The sequence below is a fragment of the Flavobacterium sp. J372 genome, from assembly GCF_024699965.1.
In the GTDB taxonomy this organism is placed as follows: domain Bacteria; phylum Bacteroidota; class Bacteroidia; order Flavobacteriales; family Flavobacteriaceae; genus Flavobacterium.
In genome coordinates this window covers 2823378-2839377 of sequence record NZ_JAJOMZ010000004.1, presented here as the reverse complement: position 1 = coordinate 2839377, position 16000 = coordinate 2823378, and the positions used below count along the sequence as shown (strand labels likewise).

General features: G+C 43.4%; 13 protein-coding genes, 1 other RNA gene and 1 pseudogene. 6 read left to right on the top strand and 9 right to left on the bottom strand.

Annotated elements, in window-relative coordinates:
• Positions 1-4: 4 nt before the first annotated feature.
• Together LRS05_RS14105 and LRS05_RS14100 are read left to right on the top strand one after the other, a co-directional pair.
• On the top strand, positions 5-1525 hold the full coding sequence (locus LRS05_RS14105) for a PAS domain-containing sensor histidine kinase (protein WP_257868905.1): 1521 nt from the start codon (positions 5-7) through the stop codon (positions 1523-1525).
• Positions 1515-1916, top strand: coding sequence for a response regulator (locus LRS05_RS14100; RefSeq protein ID WP_257868904.1), 402 nt, complete (start codon positions 1515-1517; stop codon positions 1914-1916). The genes LRS05_RS14105 and LRS05_RS14100 overlap by 11 nt, the downstream gene beginning before the upstream one ends.
• Positions 1917-2008: 92 nt before the next feature.
• Here LRS05_RS14100 and rny read toward each other — a convergent pair whose 3' ends face one another.
• The 4 genes from rny to LRS05_RS14080 all read right to left on the bottom strand — a co-directional run bounded on the left by rny (position 2009) and on the right by LRS05_RS14080 (position 4384).
• Positions 2009-3571: a ribonuclease Y gene (gene rny / locus LRS05_RS14095; RefSeq protein ID WP_257868903.1), complete on the bottom strand. Its 1563-nt coding sequence runs from the start codon at positions 3569-3571 to the stop codon at positions 2009-2011.
• A 58-nt stretch (positions 3572-3629) separates the two neighbouring features.
• A non-coding RNA gene (gene ssrS, locus LRS05_RS14090) (6S RNA) lies at positions 3630-3736 on the bottom strand.
• A 62-nt stretch (positions 3737-3798) separates the two neighbouring features.
• Positions 3799-4092: a cell division protein ZapA gene (locus LRS05_RS14085; RefSeq protein WP_257868902.1), complete on the bottom strand. Its 294-nt coding sequence runs from the start codon at positions 4090-4092 to the stop codon at positions 3799-3801.
• 1 nt (position 4093) lies between these two features.
• Positions 4094-4384, bottom strand: a complete 291-nt coding sequence (locus LRS05_RS14080) for a hypothetical protein (RefSeq protein WP_257868901.1) — start codon at positions 4382-4384, stop codon at positions 4094-4096.
• Positions 4385-4561: 177 nt separating this feature from the next.
• Here LRS05_RS14080 and LRS05_RS14075 point away from each other — a divergent pair, with 177 nt between their 5' ends.
• The 3 genes and pseudogenes from LRS05_RS14075 (at position 4562) to LRS05_RS14065 (ending at position 9513) form a co-directional block, all read left to right on the top strand.
• Positions 4562-6280: a M23 family metallopeptidase gene (locus LRS05_RS14075; protein WP_257868900.1), complete on the top strand. Its 1719-nt coding sequence runs from the start codon at positions 4562-4564 to the stop codon at positions 6278-6280.
• Positions 6204-8749: pseudogene (locus tag LRS05_RS14070) on the top strand (TonB-dependent receptor). Before LRS05_RS14075 ends, LRS05_RS14070 begins: the two are co-directional and overlap by 77 nt.
• Before the next feature lie 47 nt (positions 8750-8796).
• A complete protein-coding gene (locus LRS05_RS14065) occupies positions 8797-9513 on the top strand; it encodes a hypothetical protein (protein WP_257868899.1) in 717 nt (238 codons plus the stop codon).
• 92 nt (positions 9514-9605) lie between these two features.
• Here LRS05_RS14065 and LRS05_RS14060 read toward each other — a convergent pair whose 3' ends face one another.
• The 5 genes from LRS05_RS14060 to LRS05_RS14040 all read right to left on the bottom strand — a co-directional run bounded on the left by LRS05_RS14060 (position 9606) and on the right by LRS05_RS14040 (position 15489).
• On the bottom strand, positions 9606-10304 hold the full coding sequence (locus LRS05_RS14060; RefSeq protein WP_257868898.1) for a hypothetical protein: 699 nt from the start codon (positions 10302-10304) through the stop codon (positions 9606-9608).
• 113 nt (positions 10305-10417) lie between these two features.
• Positions 10418-12247 carry an ABC transporter ATP-binding protein gene (locus tag LRS05_RS14055; RefSeq protein WP_257868897.1) on the bottom strand — a complete coding sequence of 610 codons (1830 nt, stop codon included), beginning with the start codon at positions 12245-12247 and terminating at the stop codon, positions 10418-10420.
• On the bottom strand, positions 12248-13975 hold the full coding sequence (locus tag LRS05_RS14050) for a phospho-sugar mutase (protein ID WP_257868896.1): 1728 nt from the start codon (positions 13973-13975) through the stop codon (positions 12248-12250).
• A gap of 18 nt (positions 13976-13993) precedes the next feature.
• Positions 13994-14944 (bottom strand): glycosyltransferase family 2 protein, encoded by a 951-nt coding sequence (locus LRS05_RS14045; protein ID WP_257868895.1) that lies wholly within the window; start codon positions 14942-14944, stop codon positions 13994-13996.
• Positions 14944-15489 (bottom strand): DUF4199 domain-containing protein, encoded by a 546-nt coding sequence (locus LRS05_RS14040; protein WP_257868894.1) that lies wholly within the window; start codon positions 15487-15489, stop codon positions 14944-14946. The genes LRS05_RS14045 and LRS05_RS14040 overlap by 1 nt, the downstream gene beginning before the upstream one ends.
• 235 nt (positions 15490-15724) lie before the next feature.
• On the opposite strand from LRS05_RS14040, the gene LRS05_RS14035 reads away from it, so the two are divergent.
• The gene (locus tag LRS05_RS14035; RefSeq protein ID WP_257868893.1) at positions 15725-15976 is read left to right on the top strand and encodes a type B 50S ribosomal protein L31; all 252 of its coding nucleotides are present in this window, start codon (positions 15725-15727) and stop codon (positions 15974-15976) included.
• Positions 15977-16000: the final 24 nt, after the last annotated feature.

Below are 16000 nucleotides of genomic sequence, written 5' to 3'. Positions count from 1 at the left end.
TGCTATGAAGTTTGTTGAAAGCCCTGATTTTCACGAAGGCGAAAATCTGAGCGATTTCTATAAAAAACTGCTAGACCAGGTGCCCGATCTTATTTTTAAGCTCGATTACCATGGTGATAACATTTATACAATTACATACTGTAGCGAGAATGTGAATGAGCTGTTTGAGCTCACCACGACCCAATTTAAAAAAGATACCCTCATTTTTTTTGACAACCGTATAATGCTGCAGGACAGGGCGGGATTTATAGAAAGCCTAGAGTACGCAGCCCATAATTTAGAGCCCTGGAAGCACGAATTCAGGCTTACCTTGCCGGTAAAAGGGTTGCGGTGGATGCGTATTAATGCAAAGCCTGAAAAACAACCTGATGGCGTCATAAGCTTTTATGGCCGTGCCAGTGATATTACCGACCAAAAAGAGCAGGAACTTAAACTTCAGATAAGTGAAGAGCGGTATGAATTTGCGCTTAAGGCTGCCAGTGAAGGTGTCTGGGATTGGGATATCGCTGCAAATACTGTTTATCTTTCGGGGCAATCTATGAAGATTCTGGGCATGGAAGAGAAAGCTGTAACAATGCTGCTTGAAGAGTGGCGCAGCCGGATACATCCTGATGACCTTAAAGGCCAGGAGAAAGCCCAGAAAATAAGCCTGAAAAATACCAATATATCTTATGAAAGCATTTACCGTGTAAAAACGGTTGATGGAACTTACCGCTGGCTGCTAAGCCGAGGAAGGGTAGTGCATTTTGATGCTAAAGGCAAGCCTGTAAGGGCTATGGGGGTGCATAAAGATATTACCCAGCTGAAGGAAAAGGAAATGGAGCTTGCCAGCACAATTGATATTGTAGGTACACAAAATAATAAGCTAAGTAATTTTGCACATATTGTTTCGCATAATTTAAGGTCGCATGCAGGCAACCTGCGTATGCTGCTTGATTTATTCAAAGCTGCACCGCCCGAGCAGCGTGATGAGATGATGCAGCACCTTGAAGCTATTAGTGACGGGCTTAATATTACCATTGGCCATCTTAAAGAACTGGTTGAAATACAAAGTGAAATTAAACTTGAAAAGCAGCCGCTGAATCTGAGGCATTATCTCAAGAATATCCTTAACATATTGCACAATGAAATTACCAAGCACGGCGTTAATGTTGATATAAATATACCGCTTGATGCAACCGTAAATTATAATCCTGCGTATTTAGAGAGTATATTGCTGAATTTTACAACCAATGCTATTAAGTACTCAAGCCCGGACAGGAAACCAATGCTTACCTATGATTTCTCAATTGTTGATGGTAAAAAGATATTAGCGGTAAGTGATAATGGTTTGGGTATTGACTTGCGCAGGCATAAAAATTCTCTTTTCGGCATGTATAAAACATTTCATAAAAACCAAAACTCAAGGGGTATAGGTTTGTTTATTACTAAAAACCAGGTGGAGGCCATGGGCGGAAGGATTGAAGTTAACAGTGAAGTAAATAAGGGTACCACCTTTAAAATATATTTCGAAGATGAAGCCTAAGACATTATTCGTGATTGATGATGATAAGATTTATCATTTCCTCTTCAAAAACCTTTTGAAGCAAAATGGTATAGATGTAGCGGTCTCTTTTTTTCATAACGGGCAGGAAGCTATAGAACATATAAAGAAAAATATTGATGCGGCTGAGTTACCCGATCTTATTTTGCTTGATGTAAACATGCCAATTATGAACGGCTGGCAGTTTCTTGAAGAATACTCACAGCTTATGCAGGCATTGCCAAAAAAGTCACCTGTATATATGATAAGCTCATCAAACAACGAAGTTGATATCAACAAAGCGAAAGAATTTGGAAATATCGTAAAAGATTACCTGCTTAAGCCTGTATGTAAAGAAGACCTGGACATGATTTTTTCTAAACAAGGTAATTAATACCACATATATCCGTAGTAAAAAAGCATCCGCCAACGGATGCTTTTTTATTTAATATCGAACAGTCGAAAAATCCAAACTATCCAAATTGTCTATTTTGCAATATTTACGGCCCTTGTTTCGCGGATTACAGTGATTTTTACCTGGCCCGGGTAAGTCATTTCAGTCTGAATTTTATGAGATATTTCAAATGAAAGGTTTGCGGCCATATCATCGCTTACTTTTTCACTTTCAACAATTACGCGCAATTCGCGTCCTGCTTGTATGGCATAAGCGCTCTTCACGCCCTGGAAGCCGTAGGCGATGTCCTCAAGGTCTTTCAGTCGTTGTATGTAAGAATCCAGCACCTGCCTGCGTGCGCCCGGCCTTGCACCCGAAATTGCGTCACACACCTGTACAATAGGTGACAGTAGTGATTTCATCTCAATCTCGTCGTGGTGGGCTCCAATAGCGTTACATACTTCTTCTTTTTCACCATATTTCTCTGCCCACTGCATACCTAGCAATGCGTGCGGAAGGTCACTTTCAGTATCAGGCACTTTACCTATATCGTGCAGTAGTCCGGCACGTTTGGCAAGTTTCACGTTCAGTCCAAGTTCGGCAGCCATTAAGCCGCAAAGTTTAGATACCTCACGCGAGTGTTGTAGCAGGTTCTGCCCATAAGATGAGCGGTACTTCATACGGCCCACAATCTTAATAAGCTCAGGGTGGAGGCCATGTATACCAAGGTCGATAACCGTACGCTTACCTACTTCAATAATTTCGTCTTCAATTTGTTTAGCTGTTTTGGCAACAACTTCTTCAATACGTGCCGGGTGAATACGCCCGTCTGTCACCAGCTTGTGTAGTGAAAGCCTTGCCACCTCGCGGCGCACAGGGTCAAAGCAAGAAAGGATTATAGCTTCAGGGGTGTCGTCAACAATGATTTCAACGCCGGTAGCAGCCTCAAGCGCACGTATGTTACGCCCTTCACGGCCGATAATGCGGCCTTTTACGTCATCGCTCTCAATGTTGAATACTGATACACAGTTCTCTACCGCTTCTTCAGTACCCACGCGCTGTATGGTGCTTATGATTATTTTTTTAGCTTCCTGGTGTGCCGTAAGCTTAGCCTCTTCAATAGTTTCCTGTATGTGGCTCATAGCACTGGTCTTGGCTTCGGCCTTCAGGCTTTCCACAAGCTGGCTTTTCGCCTCTTCAGCCGAAAGGCCAGAAATCACTTCAAGCTGCTGAACCTGGCTGGTATGCAGCCTGTCAATCTCCTGTTGCTTTTTGTCAAGGTATTCAATACGGGCGTTGTAATCGGCAACTTTAGTTTCAAGTTCATCGCTGAGTTTTTTGGTCTTGGCAAGTTCATTTGAAACCTGGCTTTCTTTGTCTCGGGTGCGCTTTTCAGCTTCTGCAATTTTCTTGTCTTTGCCCAGTATCACCTGTTCGTGCTCAGCCTTAAGCTCAAGGAACTTTTCCTTGGCCTGTAAAAGCTTGTCTTTCTTAAGGGCTTCGCCCTGGTTGGTAGCATCTTTAATGATAGATGCCGCTTCTTTCTTCGCATTTTCAAGAACGCCTGTCGCGCTCTTCTTATCCATTGATTTGGCTATCATGAAGCCTATTGCGGCGCCGACTATAACGCCGGCGATTGCTAAAATTATTTCCATAGTTGTTAGGTGTAAGTTGGTTTAAATAAAAAAAGCCTACATCAGTGGTGTATTGTATAAACTCGTAAAGACAAGTTTTGGGCTAACCCGCTGTTCAAGGATCTGCTCAAAGGCAGCATGCTATAGTAGCGACGATTCACCCATTTTAAAAAATTGGCGTTGAGTTTATCAAATATGTACTAATGTAGGCAGTATTATTGACGTATGTAAAGAACGTTGGTTTATATTTATTTAGAAAGAAGTCCGTCAAGGGCTATGTTCATTTCTTCCAGCCTTTTCATCGCATTTTCCACATCGGCAGTATTATCTATCTGCTTCTGCTCGCTTTGTGCGGCAAACTGCAGGGCACACATGGCCAGTACATCCTGCTTATCGCGCACGGCATAGTTTTCTTCAAACTGCTTAATCATGGCATCAATTTTTTTAGAGGCCGTCCTCAGGCCCTCTTCCTGCGCGGGGTTTACCGTAAGCGGGTACACCCTGTCGGCAATTGATATCTTTATCTTAAGCTTGTCATCCATATTAATCTGCCAGCTGCGCTATGCAATAATCTATTTCGCGGATCAATGAATTTATCTTGAGCTTCGTCTCTCTTTTGTTGTCGTCACTGCCCAGCAATGAATTGGCCATCTTCAGTGTCTCATTCTTTTGCCTGAGGTCTGAAATTTCGCCTGCCTGCCTGCTTATCACCGATGCCGATTCTGAAATTTTATTTTCCAGCTCTTGTTTTTCCCTGCGCAGCTGCTCCAGTTTTGTGGAGAGCCTGGCAAGCTTAGTTTCAAGAGTATCAACTAATTCGGTTAATCCGCTCATGGCAGCCTTTATTCATTACATGATTTTACAAAGTTAGCATTCCTTTATTTATATCCAACTGTTTTGCAAAAATTGTAATTTAATTTATGAAAATGCCGTAATAAATTATGATGCACACAGTTATAACTTATAATTAAAGCATGTGCTTTTTTATGAGGTTTTTTATATTTTAGCCCGATGAGATTTTTATTGCCGGCCTTACTTTTTGCTTTTGCAGCGTCTGCACAATACAATTATCCGCAGGATTATTTCCGTTCGCCTATGGACCTTCCGGTTCACGCATCGGGCACCTTTGGCGAACTACGTACCAACCATTTCCATGCAGGGCTCGACTTCCGTACCAAACAAAAAACAGGCTTTCCTGTTTACGCGGTGGCAGACGGCTTTGTATCACGCATACGCGTATCAGCCTATGGTTACGGCACGGCGCTGTATATAGATCACCCTAATGGCTACACCACCCTATACGGACACCTTGAAAGCTACTCAAAGAAAATAGATGACTGGGTTAGGGCAAAGCAATATGAAAAACAATCGTTTGATTTGGAGCTGTTTCCTAAGCCGGGAGAAATAAAGGTTACTAAGGGTGAAATTATCGCACTTTCCGGCAACTCAGGTGGTTCCGGCGGGCCGCACCTGCATTTTGAGTACCGCGACACAAAAAGCGAAATGATCATAAACCCGCTGCATTTTGGGCTTAACAAAAAAATGAAGGATACCAAAGCGCCTGACATCAAAGGGCTGATGGGGTATCCGTTAGGGAATGATGCAGTGTTGAACGAATCTCAGAAACCTTATCTGCTCAACCTGAAGCTACAGAAAGACGGCACTTACCTGGCCGATAAAATATACGCCAAAGGCAACATAGGTTTTGCCATACAGGCTACCGATAAGTCTACAGGCAGCTCCGGCGCTAATGGCATTTACAAAGCAGAGCTTTTCTACAATGGCACTTCAGCGTTCAGCTATAAGTTCGACACCTTTGCGTTTGACGAATCGCGCTATGTAAACAATTTTATAGATTATAAAAACTGGTACATCACCGGGCAGCGTTTCCAGAAACTATTCATAAAAACACCATACCCGCTGTCATTGCTCAAGGTGAACAAAACCAACGGGCAGTTCAGCATCATTCCGGGGGAGGTAAAGAATTTCCGTATTGAGGTAAGCGATTTTCATGGTAATATGAGTATCATCAACGGGAGTATAGAGTATAGCGATAAGCCTGCCAGCGTTCTTGAAAGCAAAACTATTACACCATACTTTGTAAAAGCGGGTAACGACCATATTTTTACGAAAGACAATATCTCGGTATTCGTTCCTGCCAATGCTTTTTATGAAGATTTTTATATGGACTTTAAGGTGAAAGACGGTGAGCTTCACCTGCACAATGCATCAGTCCCGGTACATACTGCTGTAACCGTTTCGTTTGATGTGAAGCACCTCTCACCTGAAGTGCTAAAGAAGACTTTTATAGCAAGTAACACCGGCAAGCGCATATCATATAATAACAGCTATATGGAAGAAGGCAGGCTCACAGCCAAGGTAAAAACGCTGGGTGATTTAACGCTGGCGCAGGACACCATAGCCCCAAAAATTTATGGGCCGGATTTTAATGAAGGAGAGTGGCTCAGTGAAAAGAGCTCGTTCAGTATGAAGATGAGTGACGACCTTTCGGGCATTGCAACCTTTGATGCATGGCTCAACGGGAAATGGGCGCTTATGCACTATGATTATAAAACAAAGACTATACGCCACAGTTTTAGTGACGGCATTGTTGCCGAAGGCAGAAACGATTTGAAAGTGGTTGTTACAGATAATGTTGGAAATTCTGCTACCTTTGAAACACATTTTTTCAGGACTCAAAATACAACCGCTGTTGAAAAAGAAAAATAAGCTCTTTACCCTTTTGTTTGTACTGTTCTCTGCTGTGGCATTTGCCCAGAATAAACCTTTAATAATTGGGGTAATACTCGATGAAAACCGCCAGCCCGTTGATGGTGTAACCATATACTATGCCGATATTGAGGGCACAAAACGTACTGTAAGCGACAAAACCGGATTTTACAAGCTTGAACTTCCTATCGGCAGGCCGGTACACGTGTATTTCAATCACGTAAGTTTTGCAGAGTCATCAATTGAAAATGTGGAGCTGCCTGCAGGAGAAGTGTTCGAGTTTAACATTGTAATGATTCCCGGTACTGTCGAAATGAAAGGTGTAGTAATAACAGGTGATAATGGCCGCCGAAGGGTCGAGGGTATTACAACAATTTCACCTGAAACAATAAAAAATATACCGGGCGCTAATGCCGGTGTGGAGAACATCATCAAACTTCTTGGTGGAAACTCTAATAACGAACTTAGTACACAATATGCAGTACGCGGGGGCAGCTACGATGAAAACCTTGTGTATGTTGAAGATTTTGAGATATACCGCCCGTTCTTAATCCGTTCAGGCCAGCAGGAAGGTTTGAGCTTTACTAACACTGCCATGGTAGAGAATGTCGATTTTTCTGCGGGTGGCTTCCAAAGCAAATATGGTGATAAGATGTCGAGCGTGCTTGATATCACGTATCGCCGTCCGTTACGAAACAGCGCCGCGCTTGAGGCAAGTTTTTTGGGCGCCAGCCTTACGCTTGAAGGTATTAGTAAGAATAAAAAATGGAGCGGGATAATTGGGGGAGATACCGCAATAACAGCCTTCTCGTAAACAGCCAGGATACAGAAACCGAGTTTAAACCGACGTTTACCGATGTACAGGCTATGGTAAACTTCACCCCGACTGACAGATGGGAATTAAGCTTTTTAGGTAACATAGCACAAAATAATTACCATTACAGGCCGCTAACCAGGCAGACAAACTTCGGTACGATTGATGACCCGAGGGCGCTGCTCATATTTTATGAAGGGCAGGAAAAGGACGAGTACGAAACTTATTTCGGCGCGCTAAAATCTACTTACAAAGTTTCAGATAATTTTACGTTTAAAGTCATTGGGTCGCTATACCATACACAGGAGCAGGAGTATTTTGACATCCTTGCGCAGTATGCTATTGGCGAGGTAGATACCAATATTGGCAGTGACAGCTTTGGAAATTGTGTAAACTGCCAGTCACTGGGTTCACAGCTTACACACGCGCGTAATAACCTTGATGCCCTTATTGCCAATGCTGAAGTGAAAGGCTATCATAATATTGGCAAGAACCTTGTGGAGTGGGGGTTTAAATACACCCGCGAAGATATACGTGACCGCCTGGTGGAATGGGAGGTGATAGATAGCGCCGGTTTTTCTATCAATAACCCGATACTTGACCTGCCGCGAAACGAGCAGCCTTATGAGCCATACTATGGCCCGCTTGTGCCGTTTGCCAATGTAAGGGCCACTAATTTTGTAACGATTGACCGCCTGCAGGGTTATGCCCAGTGGAGCCGCCGCGTGAGCCTTGGCAATGCCGAATTGTTTATGAATGGTGGTGTGCGCGCCCACCAATGGGTTGTTGAGACTAAAGCAGGCAGCGGTAACAGTCAGGTAACTGTAAGTCCGCGTTTGCAGCTTGCCCTGAAGCCTGCCTGGGAAAAAGATATGGTTTTCAGGCTTGCCGGGGGTTTGTATCACCAGCCGCCGTTTTACCGCGAGCTGCGTGACAGTATGGGCACCGTTCGCCCGAACGTGAAGGCGCAGCGCTCTATACATGTGATATTCGGCAATGATTTCAGTTTCAGGTTTAAAGACAGGCCTTTCAAGCTGGTAAGTGAGGCATATTACAAGAAAATGGACGATGTGAACACCTATACTCTTGAAAATGTGCGCCTGCGCTACCGAGCCAATAACGATGCTGTGGCTTATGTATATGGGCTTGACCTTCGCCTGAACGGTGAGTTTGTACCGGGAACGGAATCATACCTTACTTTTGGCTACATGAAAACGGAAGAGAACCTGAACGACCGTGGCTACATTGCCCGTCCAACAGACCAAAGGCTAAAATTCGGTGTCCTGTTCCAGGATTATGTGCCAAACATACCTAGCCTTAAAATGTACCTGAACCTTGTGTATAACACCGGCTTGCCGGGTGGCTCGCCATCATATGCCGACCCATACCAATACCAGTCAAGGCTGAATGATTACCGCCGTGCAGATGCCGGTTTTGCCTATGTTTTTGCTGACGATAAGAAACAGCACGAAAAAGGCCATTGGCTGGCAGCATTCAGGGAGCTTTCGCTGGGACTTGAGATATTTAACCTTTTCAATAACCAGAATGCCATAACCAATACATGGGTGCGCGATGTATATACCCAGACACAGTACGGCATACCTAACTATCTTACAAGCCGCGTTTTCAGCCTTAAGCTGAATGTTAGGATATAGTTTGAAAGTTTTTCGCTATTTTTGGTACACTACATCCTGAGAAAACTATGAACAGAGTTATCATTGCCATTGCCGCGCTTGTCAGCGCTATCACTATAAGCTGTGTAAAAGAAAAAGAAAAGCCTAAAGTTATTTATGACGAAAGCAAGGCTGCGGCAGTAAAAAAGCCGGATACAAGCCAGATAAAAGTGGCAGACCTGCCTATACTTATGGAGGGTACAAAATACCTCATTCATCCGGTAGGTGATATAAGGGTGTATGATGACAGTAACCGCAGCTATGGCAGCAGCCGCACCAACAGCTCTGCAAGCTATGCTATATCAAACTACAACAGGTATGAGATTACAGGGTATTTTGAAAACCTGAAGTTTCAGCATCTTGATTCAACCTCGATGGTTTCGCTGACAGATAAAAAGATTCAGATACAAACCGCTACCTGCCTCAATACTATGCTTGCCAAAAGACAGCTCCTTGTTTATACTCTGGTAGATGCTGATACTAATAAAGATGGTAAGTTGGATGCCAACGATATCAAATCGCTATACATAAGCGAGATGGGAGGTAAGGGATTTACGAAGCTTTCAAAAGATATGCAGGAGCTTATAGACTGGAATATAATTGAGGCGCAGAACAGGCTGTATTTCCGGACTATTGAAGACATCAATAAAAACGGAGCATTTGATAAGAACGATATGGTGCATTATCATTATGTAAACCTCATGGCTGAAGAATGGAAAGCGGAAGGGTATGAGCCGGTAAAGTAGTTTTTAGTCACAAGCCAAAGCCAGGTGGGTCAGGAAAAAAGTCTAAAATTGATACTTGAGTGAGCTAAATCTTAATTCTTAATTCGAAAATCTTAAATCAGTATATCACTCTCCAGGTCTGATTTTTCAATAATAAAATCAAACCCAAGTTGCTGCATAAGTTGTATCACGAGGTTTTTGTACCAGTTTTCCGATTTTGGGTGGATATAAATACGCTCAATCAGCGTGTTAATGTCCACATCTATTTTGACACCTTCATTTATGTTGAGGTCGTATTTAGTAAGGTTTGAAATGATGCGTACTTCCCTCTCGTACTGGAAACTTTTCCGTTTGAACAGGAATGGGAAGAAATCATCATCAAAGGGAATATATTCTTTCTTATAATCGATGTATTTTACCGCACCAATGTGCTGCTCATACTTCTGCTCGGGGGCAAGTGCCTGCTGCAGCCTCCCCACAGTTGACTGTATAGCCAGGCCCTCATTGTTCTTTGTAAAAATTTGCCACATAGCATAAGACTCATATGTGTTTATATGCCAACTGCTAACCACCACATTTTTGCGCATATTTTTATATGTGTCGAGGAACTCGGGCTTATCAGCGGCAATGCGCTTCAGTTCTTCAAAAGTAGGCTCGCTGAAGGTGCCTTCATACTGGTCTTCAAACTTATCTGAACGTGCCATAAACATTTTCCTGCACAAAAGCATATCAAGAAATTTGGAGAGGTCAAGGTATTTCCAGACCACTACATCAGCGTCAGGTAGTTGTATGCTTTTTATAGGCTTATACATGCTAAGTGTGATTTTCCACTAAGATAACATGATTTTGTAAAACAAAACGTTAAGCCATTGTGATTGTTTCAAAACCAAACAAAAACCTCCGGCGAAACCGGAGGCTAATTAATTTACGATTCAAACGACTGCATCATCACCAGCTTGCTATAGGTGCCGCCTTTGGCAAGAAGCTCGTCATGGGTTCCTTCCTCAACAATTTCGCCTTTTTGCATCACTACAATCTTGTCGGCTTTTTGTATGGTTGAAAGCCTGTGCGCAATCACAACAGATGTACGGTTCTGCATCATGTTTTCAAGTGCATCCTGTACCAGTCTTTCACTTTCAGTGTCGAGAGCAGAGGTTGCTTCGTCAAGTACCATTATCGGCGGGTTCTTAAGAACCGCGCGGGCAATACTAAGGCGCTGTTTCTGTCCGCCCGAAAGCTTATTGCCACTGTCGCCAATGTTAGTCTCAAGGCCTTTAGGCAGGTTCATCACAAACTCGTAGGCATTGGCAATTTTCAATGCTTCAATAATCTCTTCATGGGTAGCATCAGGCTTGCCAAGAGCGACATTGTTGCGCAGTGTATCATTAAAGAGAATACTGTCCTGCGTTACCAGGCCAATCATGCTGCGGAGTGATTCCAGGGAATAGTCGCGGATATCGGTACCGTCAAATTTGATGCTGCCTTCCTGTACATCATAAAAACGGGTGAGCAGGTTGGCTATGGTACTCTTACCGCTGCCTGACTGGCCTACAAGCGCGACAGTCTGGCCTTTTGGTATGGTAAGCGAAAAGTTCTTTAGCACATTTTCTTCCTCATAGCGGAAGTTTATAGCTTCAACAGTGATATTACTGTCAAAAGTGTTTTTTTCAACCGCACCTTTTTTGCTTACTATGGTATTTGGCGTCTCGAGTATTTCCATAATACGGTCGGCCGCTGCATTACCTTTCTTCAGGTCGTAAGATGCTTTAGATATTGCTTTTGCAGGAGTAAGGATGTTATAGGCTAGGCCCATGTAAATAATAAATGCCGAACCCTGCAGTGAGTTTTCTACCAATACCATGTGGCCACCATACCATAGCAGTATCGCTATTACAGTTATTCCTAAAAATTCGCTCAATGGCGAAGCAAGGTTCTGCCTGTTCATGATGCTGTTTGACAGCGTATTGAAACGCCCTGTACTGTCGGCAAACTTTTTACGGAAGTATTTTTCTGAAGTAAAGCTTTTAATCACTTTAAGGCCGCCAAGGGTTTCTTCGATTACCGAAAGGAATATGCCCTGCTCATTCTGGGCCCTAAGCGATTGCTTTTTAAGCCTTTTACCCACTACAGAGATGATCATACCCGAAACCGGCAGGAATACGAAAACAAACAGCGTAAGCTTTACACTTATTGTAAACATGGTAACCACTGTAAATATCATGGTTAGCGGCTCTTTGATTATCATTTCCAGTACCGAAAGGTAGGTATGCTGTACCTCGGCAACATCATTGGCAATACGGGCCATAGTATCGCCTTTACGTTTCTCTGAAAAGAAAGACACAGGCAGCTCTACAATCTTTTTATACATGGCATTTCTAAGGCTGAAGAGTACACCGTTGCGCAGGAACGTGGCAAAGAACAGTGCGAAGTAATTGCTCAAGTTCTTTAGTAAAAATGCAGAGATAATAAGCGCAACCATAACGCCCAGCGTAAACTCGATGCCTTTTTCGGCATTTGTGGTGGTAACGTAGTAGTTTAGGTAATCGCCCAGATATGATTTTATGTTGTTGAAGCCTGTATATACCGGCTCTATAGTAACTTTTTCAGTTTCACCGAAAAGTACCGAAATCATCGGCATAAGGGCTATGAAAGACAGCGTGCTGAATAAAGCGTACAGCACATTGAAAAAAATATTGAGCGCCGCATATTGTTTATACGGCGCCGCATAAGGCAGTAATTTTTTGAAGTTACTCATTTATATAAGATTCATCTCTGTGATGATGTTTTTTATTTTGGCATCAAGCTGTTCTTCCACGCGCTTGAAGTTGTTCACATCGTCAAGCGGTTCGTTAACGCTGAAGTAAAACTTGATCTTTGGCTCGGTACCGCTTGGGCGTGCACAGATTTTTGTACCGTCTTCAAGGTAGTATATCAATACGTCGCTCTTTGGTATCTTCAGTTCTTCCACTTCTCCGCTGAAAAGGTTTTTGGCTGATGATGCCTTGTAGTCTTCCACCATTACCACACGCTGGCCGTTTATCTCTTTTAGCGGGTTTTCGCGCATCTGGGTCATCATTTCCTTTATCTCGGCAGCGCCGTCTTTACCTTTTTTGGTAAGTGAAATAAGGTATTCTTTATAGAAGCCAAACTGCTCATACAATTTAATAAGCTCCTGGTAAAGTGAGCTTGCATTAGCCTTGGCCTGTGCTGCAATTTCACACAGCAGCAGGGTAGAGGTCACTGCATCTTTATCGCGCACGGCATCGCCCACCATAAAGCCGAAGCTCTCTTCGCCACCGCCTATAAATTCCTGCTCAGGGAAATCTTTTATAAACTTGGCTATCCATTTAAAGCCAGTAAGGCCTACTTTACATTCAACATCATAGGCTGTGGCAAGTTCCATCATCATCGGGGTTGATACGATAGTTGACCCAATGAATTGCCTGCCGTCCAATTTGCTTTGCTTTTTCCATTGTTCCAGCAAAAAGTGCGTCATGATTACCATCGTCTGGTTGCCGTTCAGCAGCGTCATGATGCCGTTGCCATTGCGTACTGCCACGCCGAGGCGGTCACTGTCAGGGTCAGTGCCAATTACAATATCAGCATCTACATGGTCTGCCAGCTCAATAGCCATTGCCAGTGCTTCAGGCTCTTCGGGGTTTGGTGATTTCACGGTTGGGAAGTCGCCGTTTGGTACAGCCTGTTCCGCCACGATTTCCATGTTGGTATAGCCTGCCTTTTCAAGCAGTTCCGGTATCAGTTTTACCGATGTACCATGAAGCGGTGTATAAACAATTTTCAGGTTTTGCCTTGCTTCAGCATCGATATTAAAACTGGCTGTAGTTAATGATGATTTCAGGAAAGCATCATCAATCTCCTCACCAATATATTCAATCAGGCTTTCATCAGCTTTAAAGTTTATGGCCTCATATTCAAGGGCCTCAATAACCTGAATCAGCTCGCCATCCTGTGGTGGCACAAGCTGTCCGCCATCCTGCCAGTATACCTTGTAGCCATTATATTCAGGCGGATTGTGTGATGCAGTGAGTACAATACCGGCATGGCAGTTAAGGTATTTCACTGCAAAAGATAGTTCCGGCGTAGGGCGCAGTTCTTCAAACAGGAAAACCTTAATACCGTTTGCCGAGAAAACATCAGCCACTACTTTTGCAAGCGTATCGCTGTTGTGGCGGCAGTCATATGCTATGGCAACTTTCAGTTCCTCACCCGGAAAAGACGTCTTTAGATAATCACTAAGGCCCTGCGTTGCTTTTCCCAGCGTATATTTATTGATGCGGTTGGTGCCCGGGCCCATAACGCCGCGCATACCGCCTGTACCGAACTCAAGGTTTTTATAAAAACTATCCTCCAGCTCTTTGGGAGACGATGTCATCATCGCTTCAATAGCCTTGTGGGTGTCTGCATCAAAAGTATCTGTAAGCCAGATATTGGCTTTGTCTAAAATAGATTTTTCAATTTCCATAATTCGGATTATAGCAATTTATATCGTTTCACTAATCTTGTACCGCCCTTCGTTGCTTTTGGTGCGCAGGATGATTTCCCCAAGGAAACCTGCCAGAAAAAGCTGTGTGCCCAGCACCATGGTGGTGAGGGCTATGTAAAACCATGGGTTATCTGTTACCAGTATGGCAGGCTCATGGCTATATAACTTCACAAGCTTCATAACCCCGATATACACGGCAGAAAGCATCCCTATCATAAACATGATTGCACCCAGCGCCCCGAAAAGGTGCATGGGCCGCTTGCCGAAACGCGACAGGAACCATATGGTTATCAGGTCGAGAAAGCCGTTGATGAAGCGCTCCATGCCAAACTTGGTGCTGCCGTATTTGCGTGCCTGGTGCAGTACCACTTTTTCACCTATGTTGCCAAAGCCGGCATTCTTAGCGAGTACCGGTATGTAGCGGTGCATCTCGCCCGATACTTCTATATTTTTTACCACAACATTTTTGTAGGCCTTAAGGCCGCAGTTGAAGTCGTTAAGCTTTACGCCTGATGTTTTGCGAGCTGCCCAGTTAAAAAGTTTTGAAGGCAGGTTTTTAGATACAACCGAATCATACCGCTTTTTCTTCCAGCCAGAAACCAGGTCATACCCCTGCGCCGTCACCATGTTATACAGCTCCGGTATCTCGCCGGGGTTATCCTGCAGGTCGGCATCCATGGTAATCACCACATCGCCTTCGGCCTTTGCAAAACCGGCATGAAGCGCCTGGCTCTTGCCATAATTGCGAAGGAAACGTATGGCCTTTATGTTTTGGCCCGTTTCAGCAAGCTCATTTATGACCTTCCACGAACCGTCGGTACTGCCGTCATCAATAAAAATCACTTCATAGCTGAAGTTGTTTTCAGCCATTACTTTGGCAATCCACTGGCTTAGTTCGCGTAAAGATTCCTCTTCGTTAAGAAGCGGTATAACAACAGATATATCCATTAATTGGCGGCAGCAGGATTATCGCGTTTTACAATCGCGCCAACTATAAGTGATATGATAAGGCCTATAAAGGCATTCATTACTATTGAAATAGGGATTGCAAGTGCAGGCTGCATGAATTTACTTACCATAGATACCGACATTTCAAGCTGGTCTTCAGGCATGTCAGGGTTTTGGGCCCTTGTTACACGTTCTACCTGCGCCACAGCATCAGGAATAAATTCAGGGAATATCATCGTGAAAACAAGGTAAAATATTGAATAAAGTACAGCAGCTACCACTGCAACAGAAACTCCTATTTTAAGGCACTGGCCGAAAGATATGAACCCGCCGTTGTGGTTCTTCTTGAAGTTATTGCATGCCAATGAAATGAAGAGCACAGGAAGGATAAGCCAGTTGAACAGGTTTACAACCATGCTTACCCAAGACATTTCAAGCGGGTCGGGCTTGGTTATGTGCATTATAACTAATTCAAGAATCATTATCGCGCCAAACATTATACCATAGGTTATGGCCGATTTTGCAGGAGATACAGTTTTTTCCATTGTTTTGATTGGTTATTTAATGTACAAATATACTAAATACTCTTTTATACTTATTGCAAATTTGCACCGCCTTATTGCGAAAAAAAGCTGTTCAAAAATTTGATTTTTAAAAAATAGTTGTACTTTTGCACACTCGAATAAAAATCGTTAAACAAAAAGCTGTGTGGCGTTTATACCTCCGGAAAGAGCGGAGCCGCAAAACAAAGTGCAGCCAAAACAATAAAAATTTACAAAGATGAAAAAAGGTGTTCACCCTGAAAATTACAGGCTGGTAGCGTTTAAAGACATGAGTAATGATGAAGTTTTCATCACTAAATCAACAGCTGATACAAAAGAAACAATAATGCACGAAGGCGTTGAATACCCGGTAGTGAAAATGGAGATCTCTAGGACTTCACACCCTTTCTACACTGGTAAATCTAAACTTATCGACACAGCAGGACGTATCGACAAGTTCAAAAACAAATACGCGAAATTCCAGAAGTAATCTCCAGGATTTCAAGATATACAG

What these genes read in the sequence shown, in the direction of transcription:
- LRS05_RS14050 (WP_257868896.1), bottom strand. Translation starts at nt 13,975, where the DNA reads ATGGAAATTGAAAAATCTATTTTAGACAAAGCCAATATCTGGCTTACA.
- LRS05_RS14075 (WP_257868900.1), top strand. Translation starts at nt 4,562, where the DNA reads ATGAGATTTTTATTGCCGGCCTTACTTTTTGCTTTTGCAGCGTCTGCA.
- LRS05_RS14065 (WP_257868899.1), top strand. Translation starts at nt 8,797, where the DNA reads ATGAACAGAGTTATCATTGCCATTGCCGCGCTTGTCAGCGCTATCACT.
- LRS05_RS14105 (WP_257868905.1), top strand. Translation starts at nt 5, where the DNA reads ATGAAGTTTGTTGAAAGCCCTGATTTTCACGAAGGCGAAAATCTGAGC.
- LRS05_RS14060 (WP_257868898.1), bottom strand. Translation starts at nt 10,304, where the DNA reads ATGTATAAGCCTATAAAAAGCATACAACTACCTGACGCTGATGTAGTG.
- LRS05_RS14040 (WP_257868894.1), bottom strand. Translation starts at nt 15,489, where the DNA reads ATGGAAAAAACTGTATCTCCTGCAAAATCGGCCATAACCTATGGTATA.
- LRS05_RS14085 (WP_257868902.1), bottom strand. Translation starts at nt 4,092, where the DNA reads ATGGATGACAAGCTTAAGATAAAGATATCAATTGCCGACAGGGTGTAC.
- LRS05_RS14080 (WP_257868901.1), bottom strand. Translation starts at nt 4,384, where the DNA reads ATGAGCGGATTAACCGAATTAGTTGATACTCTTGAAACTAAGCTTGCC.
- LRS05_RS14055 (WP_257868897.1), bottom strand. Translation starts at nt 12,247, where the DNA reads ATGAGTAACTTCAAAAAATTACTGCCTTATGCGGCGCCGTATAAACAA.
- rny (WP_257868903.1), bottom strand. Translation starts at nt 3,571, where the DNA reads ATGGAAATAATTTTAGCAATCGCCGGCGTTATAGTCGGCGCCGCAATA.
- LRS05_RS14035 (WP_257868893.1), top strand. Translation starts at nt 15,725, where the DNA reads ATGAAAAAAGGTGTTCACCCTGAAAATTACAGGCTGGTAGCGTTTAAA.
- LRS05_RS14045 (WP_257868895.1), bottom strand. Translation starts at nt 14,944, where the DNA reads ATGGATATATCTGTTGTTATACCGCTTCTTAACGAAGAGGAATCTTTA.
- LRS05_RS14100 (WP_257868904.1), top strand. Translation starts at nt 1,515, where the DNA reads ATGAAGCCTAAGACATTATTCGTGATTGATGATGATAAGATTTATCAT.